At 62.5% G+C, this 13921-nt stretch carries 13 protein-coding genes; all 13 read left to right on the plus strand.

Annotated features, from left to right (window positions below):
* The first annotated feature begins 255 nt into the window (after positions 1–255).
* The 13 genes from ACWTU8_RS26540 to ACWTU8_RS26600 all read left to right on the plus strand — a co-directional run bounded on the left by ACWTU8_RS26540 (position 256) and on the right by ACWTU8_RS26600 (position 13890).
* Positions 256–2181, plus strand: coding sequence for an LTA synthase family protein (locus ACWTU8_RS26540; protein ID WP_127211342.1), 1926 nt, complete (start codon positions 256–258; stop codon positions 2179–2181).
* Positions 2182–2483: 302 nt separating this feature from the next.
* Positions 2484–2978, plus strand: coding sequence for a 30S ribosomal protein S6 (gene rpsF, locus ACWTU8_RS26545; RefSeq protein ID WP_455850476.1), 495 nt, complete (start codon positions 2484–2486; stop codon positions 2976–2978).
* Positions 2978–3226, plus strand: coding sequence for a 30S ribosomal protein S18 (rpsR, locus tag ACWTU8_RS26550; RefSeq protein ID WP_006203718.1), 249 nt, complete (start codon positions 2978–2980; stop codon positions 3224–3226). Before rpsF ends, rpsR begins: the two co-directional genes overlap by 1 nt.
* Positions 3227–3492: 266 nt before the next feature.
* Positions 3493–4077, plus strand: coding sequence for a 50S ribosomal protein L9 (gene rplI / locus ACWTU8_RS26555; RefSeq protein WP_455850477.1), 585 nt, complete (start codon positions 3493–3495; stop codon positions 4075–4077).
* A 278-nt stretch (positions 4078–4355) separates the two neighbouring features.
* Complete coding sequence (locus ACWTU8_RS26560; protein ID WP_287330594.1) at positions 4356–5645, plus strand: SAM-dependent methyltransferase; 1290 nt, start codon at positions 4356–4358, stop codon at positions 5643–5645.
* An 83-nt stretch (positions 5646–5728) separates the two neighbouring features.
* On the plus strand, positions 5729–6052 hold the full coding sequence (locus tag ACWTU8_RS26565) for a YnfA family protein (RefSeq protein ID WP_455850478.1): 324 nt from the start codon (positions 5729–5731) through the stop codon (positions 6050–6052).
* A gap of 3 nt (positions 6053–6055) precedes the next feature.
* Positions 6056–7018 carry a small ribosomal subunit Rsm22 family protein gene (locus ACWTU8_RS26570; RefSeq protein ID WP_455850479.1) on the plus strand — a complete coding sequence of 321 codons (963 nt, stop codon included), beginning with the start codon at positions 6056–6058 and terminating at the stop codon, positions 7016–7018.
* A 248-nt stretch (positions 7019–7266) separates the two neighbouring features.
* A complete protein-coding gene (locus ACWTU8_RS26575; RefSeq protein ID WP_065009846.1) occupies positions 7267–8757 on the plus strand; it encodes a replicative DNA helicase in 1491 nt (496 codons plus the stop codon).
* A 23-nt stretch (positions 8758–8780) separates the two neighbouring features.
* The gene (locus ACWTU8_RS26580; RefSeq protein ID WP_455850480.1) at positions 8781–9386 is read left to right on the plus strand and encodes a hypothetical protein; all 606 of its coding nucleotides are present in this window, start codon (positions 8781–8783) and stop codon (positions 9384–9386) included.
* A complete protein-coding gene (radA, locus tag ACWTU8_RS26585) occupies positions 9386–10789 on the plus strand; it encodes a DNA repair protein RadA (protein WP_455850481.1) in 1404 nt (467 codons plus the stop codon). The genes ACWTU8_RS26580 and radA overlap by 1 nt, the downstream gene beginning before the upstream one ends.
* A 27-nt stretch (positions 10790–10816) precedes the next feature.
* Entirely contained in the window at positions 10817–11485 is a 669-nt protein-coding gene (locus ACWTU8_RS26590; RefSeq protein WP_029354407.1) for a CvpA family protein, read from the plus strand.
* Between the two features lie 78 nt (positions 11486–11563).
* Positions 11564–13033 carry an amidophosphoribosyltransferase gene (gene purF, locus ACWTU8_RS26595; protein ID WP_029354408.1) on the plus strand — a complete coding sequence of 490 codons (1470 nt, stop codon included), beginning with the start codon at positions 11564–11566 and terminating at the stop codon, positions 13031–13033.
* Between the two features lie 110 nt (positions 13034–13143).
* Complete coding sequence (locus ACWTU8_RS26600) at positions 13144–13890, plus strand: SDR family NAD(P)-dependent oxidoreductase (protein WP_127313505.1); 747 nt, start codon at positions 13144–13146, stop codon at positions 13888–13890.
* Positions 13891–13921 lie beyond the last annotated feature (31 nt).

A 13921-nucleotide genomic window follows, 5' to 3' on the forward strand; every position in this document is an offset into this window, starting at 1 on the left:
AGCGGCTGATTTTTCCTGCCTGTGACGCAAGGCGGGCGGGCAAGTCAAGTCCGCTGGCAGCCCGACGCGGGTCGCTCCGGCTCGGTATCGCTGGCCGAGTACCTGTTCCAAAAGGCTTTTTTTCGATCACTCATGATGAAAATCGCTCACGATTCGTTTGCTGGCTCTTCTTATTTCAGCCACAGGCGTTAGCTTTTCGTGACATATCGATGACAGCTCAATGACACTTTTGTGTATGGTCGGGGGAATTGTAAGGTGGCAAGGACTAGGAAAGGCGTTGGCAAAGCCGCGCCACAGTTTCTGGAAGGCGATCCGGCCACCGGCTATCTGCCGGGCCGGAAATGGCCTGTTATCCGCTATGGCCTCGTCAGCCTTCTCGCCGCCACCATCCTGGTTTTTGCGATCGAACTGATCGTGCGCGGCGACTTTGCCGGCACCGTCGCCTTCTTCCTGCAGCCCTTCAAGCCGGGCTGGACCACCATCATCATCTTCGCGCTGATCCTGATCGGCCTCGACGCCGTGCTCGGCCGCAGCCACCAGAGCCTGATGATCGTCGCGCCGCTGACGCTGGCGCTGGCCTTTGTCGGCCATCAGAAATCGCTCTATCTCGGCGATCCGCTCTATCCGACCGATTTCCTCTATTCACGCCAGATCGTGGCGCTGATGCCGCTGCTGGTGCGCGAACGTCCGGGAACCGCCATCGCTCTGGCGATCGGAATCGTTGGCAGCCTGTCGCTGCTCGTTTATGGCTGGCGGCTCTGGCGCCGCCGGGTACCGGCGCTCAGCCGCAAGGGTCGCCTGGCCCGGCTGACGCTGACCGTGCCGTTGCTCGCCTTCTTCGTCTCGATCATGGATTACGCGACCTTCTCGTGGACGCGGGACCGGCTGCAGATCATCCCGATCATGTGGGACCAGAAGGAAAACTACGCCTCCAATGGTTTCGCGCTCGCCTTCGCGCTCAACGTACCGATGGCGCATGTCTCGGCGCCTGCCGGCTACTCCGACAAGTCGATCGCAGCGATCGACAGGCCTGACGTGACGGCCTCGGTGCCGGCCGAGAAGCCCGACATCATCATCGTCATGAGCGAATCCTTCTGGGATCCGACCGAACTGCCCGGCGTCAACATCACGCCCGATCCGATTCCCACTGTGCGGGCGCTGCGCTCGGGCTACATGTTCTCACCCGAATTCGGCGGCATGACCGCCAATGTCGAATTCGAGGCGCTGACCGGCTTTTCCAACGCCTTCCTGCCGGCCGGCAGCATCCCCTACCAGCAATATGTCCGCGCGCCGGTGCCGTCGATGGCGACGTTCCTGAAGAGCCAGGGCTATGAGACGCGCGCCATCCATCCGGGCACGAGCTGGTTCTGGAACCGCACGCCGGTCTATGCGGATTTCGGCTTCGACGACTTCAAGTCGGAAGAAAATATGCCATATCTCGAAAAGCGCGGTCCGCTGGCCTCGGACGCGGCGATGACCGACGAGATCATCCGCGAGGCCGATGCCACCGACGATCCGCTCTTCTTCTTCGCCGTCAGCCTGCAGAATCACGGACCCTACGAGCCGAATCGCTACTACAATCCGACCCACAAGGTGCAGGCGCCGACCAGCCAGTGGGCAAAGGATTCACTGCTGAGCTTCACCGAGGGTGCATCCGACGCCGATAAGGGCCTCGAGCGCCTTGTCGAATGGGCGAAGAACCGCCAACGGCCGACAGTCATCGCCTTCTTCGGCGACCATCTGCCGCCGCTCGGCCCGGTCTATGTCGAGACCGGCTTCCTCAAAGATAATGTCGCGCCGCGCAAAGAGCCGCCTGACCAGATGCTGCTGCATCACCAGACGCCGCTGGTCGTATGGTCGAACCGCACCGGGCCGGCCGCGGACATGGGCGCGGTAAGTCCGGCTTTCCTGCCCTACCATATCCTGACCACGGCCGGGATCAGCCATCCCTATTACACCGGCTTCCTCGGCCAGATGCGCGAGCGCTACAGCGTCGTCGATCGTAATTTGTTGATGAAGCCGACGGGCGAGGACACGCCCGACTGGGCGCGACAGAAGAAGATCGATCCGGCCATTCGCGATTTCCGTCTGCTGCAATACGACATGATGTTCGGCAAGCGCCATGCGGCGCCCGATTTCTTCCCGGAAACGGTGAACAAGCGCGTCCCGCATACAAGCTGAAGATGCCGTGACGTATCGTCCTTGTAGCGGCGGGTTTTCGGCTCGCCCTTGCCTTGCGGTCAAATTCCTGTATAGACGCCCGCAATCTGCCGGTCCTTGCTGGGGGCTGAACGGAGGGCCGGAGGTTTTTCGAAAACCTTCGTGCGGAGCCAGAGGCGCTTCCGCCTCCCGTGTCTCCGCTCTCGACCGTCTCGTCATGCTCCTTTCTTCCCCGCCCCCTTCTAGGGATCGGCGGGTCAGAGAAGTTGCAGAGGCTTTTGCCGCGGGAACCGGGAGAGAAACGAAGAAAGGCAAAGAACAATATGGCTCTTTACGAACATGTGTTTCTTGCCCGGCAGGACCTCTCGCAGCAGCAGGTCGATGCGCTTGTCGAACAGTACAAGGGCGTCATCTCCGCGAATGGCGGGTCCGTCGGCCGGGTCGAGAACTGGGGACTGAAGTCCCTCACCTACCGGGTCAACAAGAACCGGAAGGCATACTATACGCTGATGGATATCACCTGCCCGCCGGCCGCGCTCAACGAGATGGAGCGCCAGATGGGCCTGTCCGAGGATGTGCTGCGTTTCCTCACCATCAAGGTCGATGCACATGAGGAAGGCCCGTCGGCGATGATGCAGAAGCGCGAAGAGCGCTCGGAACGCGGCGGCTTCGGCGACCGTGACCGCGGCCCACGCTCGTTCGGCGATCGCGATCGCGGCGACCGTGGCGATCGCCCGCCGCGCAGCTTCGGCGGCGATGCCGGTACAGATCGTGGTCCGCGCCGTCCGCGCGAAGGTGTTGAAGGGGGTGCAGAATAATGGTCGACATCAACCAGATCCCGACCCGGCGCCCGTTCCATCGCCGCCGCAAGACCTGCCCGTTCTCCGGAGCCAACGCGCCCAAGATCGACTACAAGGACGTACGTCTTCTGCAGCGCTACATTTCCGAGCGCGGCAAGATCGTGCCGTCGCGCATCACCGCCGTCAGCCAGAAGAAGCAGCGCGAACTCGCCAAGGCGATCAAGCGCGCCCGCTTCCTCGGACTGCTGCCCTACGTGGTTCGCTAACACTCTTTCAGCGGGCGGTTCGCCGCCCGCTCTTCCCAACGGCGACGGGCGCCGCAGGGTTGAACTTGATTGACGCATGTCGTTGTCCAAAAACCGGGGCCACTTTTGGGCGACATGCATTGAAAATCCCGGGTTGAGGTGAAGGCCTCTAACTGCCGCGACAGGCAGGACAGCGACATAGGCGGCAACGCCCTCAGCTTCCTGACCTGTTCCAGACAATTCGGCGTCGATGCCAGTGATTGGCGCCCAAACGAAGGAACAAAACTATGGACGTCATTCTTCTCGAGCGCGTTTCCCGCCTCGGTCAGATGGGCGATACCGTCAAGGTCAAGGATGGATTCGCCCGCAACTTCCTGCTGCCGCAGGGCAAGGCGCTGCGCGCCAACGAAGCCAACAAGAAGAAATTCGAAGGCCAGCGCGCCCAGCTCGAAGCCCGCAACCTCGAGCGCAAGTCCGAGGCCATGCAGATTTCGGAAAAGCTCGACGGCAAGAGCTTCATCGCCGTACGTTCGGCCGGCGAAACCGGCCAACTCTACGGCTCGGTGTCGACCCGCGACATCGCAGAGCTTTTGACGGCGGAAGGCTTTTCGGTCAACCGCAACCAGATCCTGCTCAACCAGCCGATCAAGACCATCGGCCTTACCAATGTGGCGATCGCGCTGCATCCGGAAGTCGAGGTCACCATTACGCTCAACGTCGCCCGCACCGCCGACGAAGCCGAGCGCCAGGCCAAGGGCGAGACGCTGACCACGGCCGAAGCTATCTATGGCGACGACATCAACGACAATGCGCGCCCGGACAACTTCTTCGATCCCAATGCCGAGTTCGAAGGCGGCGAAGACAACGGCTGATTGCACGTCACAAGGCGTCAGAGCGGCGCTTTAAAACGTTTCGTCGGCTTCCAGTCATTTCTGGACCAATGCCCGGGCCCCTCGCCTGGGCATTTTTGTGCCAAAAGGAACTTTTCGAACCCCTATATGTTGAGGCAGACTACAGCGCCGCGCGTCCTTTGGACGCGCAAATGAAGCTGTAGAGCTTCGGTTTGGCGCATGATCCTTTCCGAAAATCGAATCCGATTTTCGGGGTCGTGCGCCGAGACAGCGTGTCTGGCCGAGAGGGGATATTGGTCATGAATATTCTGCTGAAACGCATTCTCGACCGCCTGGTGCGCACCGGCAACCTCAAAGTCACCGGACCGAAAGGCCTATCGGTGATTTTCGGCGATGGCACCGGCGATCCGGTGCACATGCACATCAAGACCGCGCATGCCGAGCGCGCCATCACCTTCGATCCGATGCTGGCGGTGCCGGAGGCCTACATGGACGGCGAACTCGACATACTCGAGGGTGGCGTGTTGGGGGTGATGCGTATCGCTTTCCAGAACATGGGTAGCGGCGGCATCGATGCCACCTGGTCGAAGGCAATCGAGGGCCTGCGCCACGCCTTCCGCCGCCTGCAGCAGATCAACACGGCGGCGCGCGCGCGCCGCAACGTGCAGCGCCACTATGATCTATCGGGCGAGCTCTACCGGCTCTTCCTCGACGAGGACATGCAGTATTCCTGCGCCTATTTCGAGCAGCCGGACATGACGCTCGATGAGGCGCAGGCCGCCAAGAAGCGCCACATCGCCGCCAAGCTCAGGCTGAAGGCCGGTCAGACGGTGCTCGACATCGGCTCCGGCTGGGGCGGGCTCGGCCTCTATCTCGCCAAGTCCTTCGACGTAGACGTGCAAGGTGTGACATTGTCGACCGAGCAGCATGGCGTCGCCACCGACCGCGCCCATGCGCAAGGCCTGGAAAACCGCGTGCATTTCGAATTGAGGGATTACCGCGAGCTCAACGAGCGCTTCGACCGCATCGTTTCGGTCGGCATGTTCGAGCATGTCGGCGTCAATCACTACCGCACCTTCTTCGACAAATCGGCGACGCTCTTGAAGCCGGACGGCGTCATGCTGCTGCACACGATCGGCCGCTCCGGCGTGCCGTGGGCAACCAGCGCCTTCATCCGCAAATACATCTTCCCGGGCGGCTATATCCCCTCGCTCTCGGAAGTGATGCCGGCGATCGAAAAGTCGGGCCTCATCGTCACCGACATCGAAATCCTGCGGCTGCATTATGCCGACACGCTGAAGCACTGGGGCGAGCGCTTCGCCGCCAACCGCGACAAGGCCAAGGCGATTTACGACGAGCGTTTCTGCCGCATGTGGGAGTTCTACCTAGCAGCCTCGGAAGCCGCCTTCCGCTGGCAGGATCTGGTGATCTTCCAAATCCAGATCGCCAAGAAGAACGACACGCTGCCGATGTCTCGCGACTATATGGCCAAATGCGAGAAGGCGCTGGAGATGCGCGACATGGGACATCGCCCAAAAGCCCCTGCCGCCAAGCCCGCGCGGCGCCGCAAAGTGGCGGATACAGAATAGACTGGCGGCAACACGCCATTGCCGCTTGCCATTGCCGGCCTGCATGCTGAAAAGGTCTCGTCGTCGCCGCGAGACCTTTTTTCATGACCTATCTCATCTACATCGTTGCTGCCCTTGCCGAGATCGCCGGCTGCTTTTCGGTCTGGGGGTGGTGGCGGCTGGAAAAGTCGCCGCTATGGCTGGTGCCAGGCCTGGCCTCGCTCGCCCTGTTTGGCTTCCTGCTGGCGCTGGTGGACATCAGTGCGGCGGGTCGCGCCTATGCCGCCTATGGCGGCATTTACATCGCTGCCTCGCTCGGATGGCTGTGGCTGGTGGAAGGCGTGCGCCCCGACCGCTGGGACCTTGCCGGTTCCGCGCTCTGCATCCTTGGCGCCTCAGTCATCCTGCTCGCGCCTCGGGGGGCGTGAGCTATGGAACTGCCTATCCCACTTCGACAGGGCGTTGAGCGTCTCCTCGAAAAAGTGCCGCTGCCGGCGCTGAAGCAAGCGGCAAAAACGCTGTCGGACCGCTACCGCGCCGAGTTGCGCGACGGCCGCCTGCATATGGCCGAGGAGATGGCGGTCAAGGCCTATCTGGCGACGCGTCTGCCGGCGACCTATGCCGCCGTCCGTGCCAGCCTCGATGCGCTCAGCGAGGCAAGACCCGATTATGCTCCGAAAACCCTGCTCGATATAGGCGCCGGCCCTGGTACGGTGCTTTGGGCCGCGCTCGATGTCTGGCCCGACCTCCAGCAGGCGGTGCTCATCGAGGCGAGCGCCGCGGTGCGCCGGGTCGGCGAGGCGCTTGCCACTGAGGCGATGACGGCCAGGATCGCCTGGCAGGCCGGAGATGTCACCCTCGATCTCGCCGATCTCAAGCCGGCCGAGTTGGTCACCTGCGCCTATGTGCTGGACGAGATCGGACCGGCGTCGCTGCCAAAACTCATCGACCGGCTCTGGCACCTGACCGACAACACGCTGCTCGTCGTCGAGCCGGGCACGCCGGCCGGATGGCAGCGCCTCCTTGCCGTGCGCCGGCAGCTGGTCGAGGCGGGAGCGCATGTGCTTGCGCCTTGCCCGCATGAGGCTCCCTGCCCGCTCGTGCCGCCCGACTGGTGCCATTTTTCGCGCCGTGTCGCGCGTTCGCGCCTGCACCGGCTGGCCAAAGACGCCGACGTGCCATGGGAGGATGAGAAATTCATCTACGTCGCTGCCTCACGGCAAGCTGCCCCATCCCGCGCCGCGCGGGTGATCGCGCCGCCGAAATCCGGTTCCGGTAAAGTTCTGCTCAAGCTTTGCGAAAAGGACGGCAGCGCTGGCGAAAAACTGTTCACCAAGCGCGACGGCGATGCGTTCAGGCTGGCGCGACGGCTCGACTGGGGCGACACCGGCTAAGATCAGTGTCGATTCTCGGCACAGCTTCTTTCTTCAATTTTGTTCTTGATTTGTTCAATGCATTGCGTAGAATCGCGACCTTGCCGAGTCAAATAGAATCAGAACCCCGGAATTCCGTCCTGTGGACGGTTTATCGTTCCTGTGAACAGTGGGCATCAAAGCCGGTTGGACAGGTACTGTTGCAGATAAGTCAGCACTGATTTTTCCCATTCTGATATCGAGGAGCCGGGATCGAAATCGGGGACATCATGGCAGAGGCAGCACGAAAATTCGGCGTGGCGGAAACACCGCTCTATCGCGAGGCACCGAACAACATCGAAGCCGAGCAGGCGCTGCTCGGCGCCATCCTCGTCAATAACGATGCTTTCTACCGCGTCTCGGATTTCCTGAAATCCGGCCATTTTTACGAGCCGCTGCATAGAAAAATCTTCGAAGTCGCCGCCGAACTCATCCGTATGGGCAAGATTGCGACACCGATCACGCTGAAGACCTTCCTGCCTGCCGACGAGAAGGTCGGCGACATGACGGTTGCGCAATATGTCGTGCGGCTGGCCGTCGAGGCGGTCACCGTGGTTAACGCCGCTGACTACGGCCGCGCCATCTACGATCTCGCCACGCGACGCGCACTGATCACCGTCGGCGAGGACATGGTGAACATCGCCTACGATGCGCCGGTCGACATGTCGCCGTCCGAGCAGATCGAGGATGCCGAACGGCGCCTGTTCGAACTGGCCGAGACCGGCCGCTACGATGGCGGCTTCGAGAGCTTCACCGATGCGGTCAAAACCGCCGTCGACATGGCCAATGCCGCCTATATGCGCGACGGGCACCTGTCGGGCGTCGCCACGGGCCTGCGCGATCTCGACCGCCGCATGGGCGGCCTGCAGCCCTCCGATCTGATCATCATCGCCGGCCGCCCCGGCATGGGCAAGACCTCGCTTGCCACCAACATGGCCTTCAACATCGCCGAAGCCTATGTGCCGGCGCAACAGGCCGACGGCTCGTTCAAGGCGGCAAATGGCGGCGTCGTCGGCTTCTTCTCGCTCGAAATGTCGTCGGAACAGCTCGCCACCCGCATCATTTCCGAACAGACCGAAATCCCGTCGTCGAAAATCCGCCGCGGCGAGATCAGCGAGATGGACTTCGAAAAGCTGGTCGCCTGTTCGCAGACCATGCAGAAGATCCCGCTGTTCATCGACCAGACCGGCGGCATCTCGATCGCCCAGCTATCAGCGCGGGCGCGGCGGCTGAAGCGCCAGCGTGGTCTCGACGTCATCGTCATCGACTATATCCAGCTGATGCAGGGATCGAGCGCGAAGTCCTCACAGAACCGTGTGCAGGAAATCACCGAGATCACCACCGGCCTGAAGGCGCTGGCCAAGGAGCTTGCCGTGCCGATCATCGCGCTGTCGCAGCTGTCGCGTCAGGTCGAAAGCCGTGACGACAAGCGCCCTCAGCTCTCGGATTTGCGCGAATCCGGTTCGATCGAGCAGGACGCCGACGTGGTGATGTTCGTCTACCGCGAGGAATACTATCTGAAGAACCGCGAGCCGAAGCCCGGCACCGACGAATACATCAAATGGGAAAACGAGATGAACGAGATGCGCGGCAAGGCCGAAGTCATTGTCGCCAAGCAGCGCCACGGGCCGACCGGCTCGGTCAGCCTCGCCTTCCAGGGCGAGTTCACCCGCTTCTCCGATCTCGCCGAGGAGCATCATATTGCGGAGAGGTTTGAGTAAGCGCTTGGTTTCGGAGCAACCGGTTGGATTTTAGCGATATCTATCAGAGGATGAAATTTGAAGGGTACGAAATCTCTGAGGACGAACGCGTACAACTCACCGACTATTTGAAATCGAGGGGTTCGGTTTCTCGCCCAGAATCACACGCCGCGATCCTGGTGTTTTGTTACTCTAACGATTCGACGGTCGAAAACGTTAAATTGGTGAGGAAATTCCTTGCCGAAGATACTGATGACTATGCCCGCAGTGCCGCAGTGGACGGCCTCTATCGAATTTGGGGTTTGGGAACAGCTTCCGATGTCAACGATCTGCTGAGCTTTTTGGCTCTCTGGTCGGTGGGGTCTCGGCATGACACCTCAGTGGCTGCGATCGGGTGCGCTTTTCATTTGATGCATCAGCGGAACGATCGCCGCCTTTCGACAGGACTTATGAGCTTGCTAGAGACGCTGCACGAAGAGGTCAGGCGAGAGAATGAATTTGCTCTCGATTTGTTCATTTATGCATGTTGGTCGGCACAGGACCGTTGGGCCCAGAGCAACGGACAACGTCGCGTCCACTTCAATGCGATCGAAGAGGCTTTGCCGGTTTATTGGGATCGCTCCAAATACCTCTTGGAATCAATAAACTAATGGCCAAGTCGCGCATCCAGTTCACCTGCCAGAATTGCGGTTCGGTGCATCAGCGCTGGGCCGGCAAATGCGATGCCTGCGGCGAGTGGAATACGCTGGTCGAGGAAGGCACGTCCGGCGGCATCGGCTCGGGTCCAGCCAACACCCGCAATGCGCGCAAGGGCCGTGCCGTGGTGCTGACGACTTTGTCCGGCGATATCGAGGATGCGCCGCGCATCGTCTCCGGCATCGGCGAACTCGACCGCGCCACCGGCGGCGGTTTCGTGCGCGGCTCGGCCCTGCTGGTCGGCGGCGATCCCGGCATCGGCAAGTCGACGCTGCTCACTCAGGCTGCCGCAGCGCTGGCGTCCAAGGGCCACCGCATCGTCTATGTCTCGGGCGAAGAGGCGGTTGCCCAGATCAGACTGCGTGCGCAGCGGCTCGGCGTCGCCGATACTTCGGTGGAGCTTGCCGCCGAAACCAATGTCGAGGACATTCTCGCCACCATCGCCGACGGCAAGCGGCCGGATTTGGTGATTCTGGATTCGATCCAGACCTTGTGGACCGACATGGCCGATTCGGCTCCCGGCACCGTCACCCAGGTGCGTGCCGCCGCCCAGGCGATGATCCGCTATGCGAAATCCACGGGTGCGGCGATCGTGCTCGTCGGTCACGTCACCAAGGAAGGCCAGATCGCCGGGCCGCGCGTCGTCGAGCATATGGTCGACGCAGTGCTCTATTTCGAGGGCGAAGGCGGCCACCACTACCGCATCCTGCGCACGGTCAAGAACCGCTTCGGACCGACCGACGAGATCGGCGTCTTCGAAATGTCTGATATGGGCCTGCGCGAGGTCGCCAACCCGTCCGAGCTTTTTCTCGGCGAACGCCACGCGAAAGCGCCGGGCGCCGCGGTTTTCGCCGGCATGGAAGGCACAAGGCCGGTGCTGGTCGAGATCCAGGCGCTGGTGGCGCCGTCGTCGCTGGGCACGCCGCGCCGCGCTGTCGTCGGTTGGGACGGCGCCCGGCTGTCGATGACCCTCGCCGTTCTCGAAGCTCATTGCGGCGTCCGCTTTGGCACCCATGACGTCTATCTCAACGTCGCCGGCGGCTACCGTATCTCGGAGCCGGCTGCCGATCTGGCGGTAGCGGCCGCACTGGTTTCCTCGCTCACCGGTCTTGCCCTTCCCGCCGATTGCGTCTATTTCGGCGAAATCAGCCTTTCGGGCGCCGTGAGGCCGGTTGCGCACGCGCAGCAGCGCCTGAAGGAAGCCGAAAAGCTGGGTTTTGGAAGCGCGGTTCTGCCCTTGGGCAGCGAGGAACTTGCCGGGGGGATAGGGGCCGGCGCTTTCCAGCCCACCGAGCTTGCCGATCTCGTGGCGCGCATAGCCGGCTCACGGCGCAGCCGCGCCGACGAGCAAGAGTGACGCGGCTCATGAAGTGGGGCAAAAGACATGCCGATTACGCTGCTTGACGGAATTCTCGTCGGCTTCACCTTGGTCTCGGCGATGCTCGCCATGGTTCGCGGCTTTTCGCGCGAAATCCTCTCCGTCGTCTCCTGGATAGCGGCGGCGGCTGCGGCGTTCTTCTTCTACCAACCGGTCCTGCCTTACGTTCAGCCCTATGTCGACAATGAGAAGATTGCCATGGTGGTGGCCGCCGGCATCGTCTTCATTGTCGCGCTGATTGTCGTCTCCGTCATCACCATGAAACTCGCCGACTGGATCATCGATTCCAGGGTCGGCGCGCTCGACCGCACGCTCGGTTTCCTCTATGGCGCGGCGCGCGGCATCCTGGTCGTCGCGGTGGCCCTGCTGTTCTTCAACTGGCTGGCCGGCCCCAAGGCTCCGGGCTGGGTCGCAAACGCCAAGTCGCGGCCGCTACTCGAATCGATCGGCGCCAAGCTCGAAAGCCTGCTGCCCGAGGATCCGGAGAACGCGATCCTCAACAGGCTCAATCCGAATCAGCCGGCACCCGAGACCGGAGCCGAGACGCCTCCGGCGGCCGACGCGCCGGCGGCGGACGCACCGGCAGCCGGCGACGATGCTCCGGCGCTCGACGGGAGCGCGACCGACGCGCCACCGGCCGACAATGCACCGGCCAATCCAGCGCCGGCAAACTGACGATCATGTGAAAGCCGCAAACTCTACGTTGCTCTCGGGCAGTCATCACACTATATAGCGACTTTAGCGGAGCTGAAGATGGCAGACGCAGACGACGTGCTTTCCGCCGAAGCTGACGATCATTTCCATGACGAATGCGGTGTGTTCGGTATTTTTGGCCGGCAGGACGCCGCGGCTATCGTCACGCTCGGCCTGCATGCGTTGCAGCATCGCGGCCAGGAAGCGGCCGGTATCGTTTCCTATGACGGCACCCAGTTCCATGTCGAACATCATGTCGGCCTGATCGGCGACACCTTCACCAAGCAGCGCGTCATCGACAGCCTGCAAGGCAACCGCGCGATCGGCCACACGCGCTACGCCACCACAGGCGGCGCCGGCCAGCGCAACATCCAGCCGTTTTTCGCCGAGCTCGCCGACGGCGGCTTCGCCGTCGCCCACAACGGCAACCTCACCAACGCCATGACGGTGCAGCGCGCGCTGCAGAAACAAGGCGCGATCTTCTCGTCGACCTCCGACACCGAGACGCTGCTGCATCTGGTCGCCACCAGCAGGGAACGCGATCTCAACTCGCGCTTCATCGATGCGGTGCGCCAGGTCGAAGGCGCCTTCTCGCTGGTGGCGATGACTTCCAAGAAGATGATCGGTTGCCGTGATCCGCTCGGCATTCGCCCGCTGGTGCTCGGCGATCTCGACGGCGCCTGGATCCTGGCTTCCGAAACCTGCGCGCTCGACATCATCGGCGCCCGTTTCGTGCGCGATCTGAAGCCCGGCGAGATGGTCGTCGTCACCACAAAGGGCATCGAGAGCCTGTTTCCGTTCGAGCCGCAGAAGACCCGCTTCTGCATCTTCGAATATGTTTATTTCGCACGCCCGGATTCATCGGTCGAAGGCCGCAACGTCTACGAGGTGCGCAAGCGCATCGGCGCGGAGCTGGCGCTGGAAAGCCCAGTCGATGCCGACATCGTCGTGCCGGTGCCGGACAGCGGCACCCCGGCGGCGATCGGCTTTTCGCAGGCCGCGGGCATCCCGTTCGAGCTCGGCATTATCCGCAATCACTATGTTGGCCGCACCTTCATCCAGCCTGGCGATTCGATCCGCCACATGGGTGTCAAGCTCAAGCACAACGCCAACCGCCGCATGATCGAAGGCAAGCGCGTGGTGCTGGTCGACGATTCGATCGTGCGCGGCACCACCAGCCAGAAGATCGTGCAGATGGTGCGCGATGCCGGCGCCAAGGAAGTGCACATGCGCATCGCCTCGCCGCCGACGCGCGCCTCCTGCTTCTACGGCGTCGACACGCCGGAAAAGTCAAAGCTGCTGGCGTCGCGCATGTCGGTGGAAGAGATGGCCGAGTTTATCCGCGTCGATTCGCTTGGATTCCTGTCGATCGACGGGCTTTACCGCGCCGTCGGCGAGGCCGGTCGCGACAATGAGCAGCCGCAGTTCTGCGACGCCTGCTTCACGGGGCAATATCCGACCCGGCTCGCCGACTTCGAAGGTTCGGACAATGTGCGCACGCTGTCGCTGCTGGCGGCGGGCGGGGCGTAGGTCTAGCTGGACCCGCGAATTTCGCCGGTTTGCAAATTTCGTCGCGATTGCTGTGTCGCGCCCCTCTGTCCTGCTGGACATCATAGAGCGCTAACCTTCGGAGCTGCCCGGTGACCCCTGCCCTCGACCTTTCCGGCCGCGTCGCGGTCGTCACCGGTGCCTCGCGCGGCATCGGCTACTTCATCGCCCTGGAACTTGCCGCCGCCGGAGCGCATGTCATCGCGGTTGCCCGCACCGTCGGCGGACTAGAGGAACTCGACGACCAGATCAAGGCAACGGGCGGACAAGCCACCCTTGTGCCGCTCGATCTCGCCGACATGGCCGGCATCGACCGGCTGGGCGGCGCCATCCACGAGCGCTGGGGCAAGCTCGACGTCCTGGTCGCCAACGCGGCGGTGCTCGGCGTCATCTCGCCGATCGGTCATGTCGAGGCCAAGACCTTCGAAAAGGTGATGACCATCAACGTCACCTCGACATGGCGACTGATCCGCTCGGTCGATCCGTTGCTCAGGCTCTCCGATGCCGGCCGCGCCATTGTGCTTTCCTCCAACGCCGCCCATTCGGCGCGAGCCTTCTGGGCGCCCTATGCGGCCTCGAAGGCGGCGGTCGAGACCATGATGCGTTCCTGGGCGCATGAGACCGAAAACTTGGCCCTCAGGGTCAATGCCGCCGACCCCGGCGCCACCCGCACCGCCATGCGGGCGCAGGCAGTGCCCGGCGAGGACCCGGAAACGCTGCCGCATCCCCAGGAGATCGCCAAACGCATCCTGCCGCTGGCCAGCCCTGCGCTTAGGGAAACCGGGCTGATCTTCCAGGCCAAGCACAACCGCTTTGTTGCCTACCGGCAGCCGGAGTAGACGCATCGCGCAATTTGGCGGAAGAATTGCA

Source organism: Mesorhizobium sp. BHbdii (genome assembly GCF_053848045.1).

Bases quoted from the DNA above. Each gene is read 5' to 3' on its own strand.
- rpsF (WP_455850476.1), top strand. From the start codon at position 2,484: ATGGCTCTTTACGAACATGTGTTTCTTGCCCGGCAGGACCTCTCGCAG.
- rpsR (WP_006203718.1), top strand. From the start codon at position 2,978: ATGGTCGACATCAACCAGATCCCGACCCGGCGCCCGTTCCATCGCCGC.
- rplI (WP_455850477.1), top strand. From the start codon at position 3,493: ATGGACGTCATTCTTCTCGAGCGCGTTTCCCGCCTCGGTCAGATGGGC.
- ACWTU8_RS26560 (WP_287330594.1), top strand. From the start codon at position 4,356: ATGAATATTCTGCTGAAACGCATTCTCGACCGCCTGGTGCGCACCGGC.
- ACWTU8_RS26565 (WP_455850478.1), top strand. From the start codon at position 5,729: ATGACCTATCTCATCTACATCGTTGCTGCCCTTGCCGAGATCGCCGGC.
- ACWTU8_RS26570 (WP_455850479.1), top strand. From the start codon at position 6,056: ATGGAACTGCCTATCCCACTTCGACAGGGCGTTGAGCGTCTCCTCGAA.
- ACWTU8_RS26575 (WP_065009846.1), top strand. From the start codon at position 7,267: ATGGCAGAGGCAGCACGAAAATTCGGCGTGGCGGAAACACCGCTCTAT.
- radA (WP_455850481.1), top strand. From the start codon at position 9,386: ATGGCCAAGTCGCGCATCCAGTTCACCTGCCAGAATTGCGGTTCGGTG.
- ACWTU8_RS26590 (WP_029354407.1), top strand. From the start codon at position 10,817: ATGCCGATTACGCTGCTTGACGGAATTCTCGTCGGCTTCACCTTGGTC.
- purF (WP_029354408.1), top strand. From the start codon at position 11,564: ATGGCAGACGCAGACGACGTGCTTTCCGCCGAAGCTGACGATCATTTC.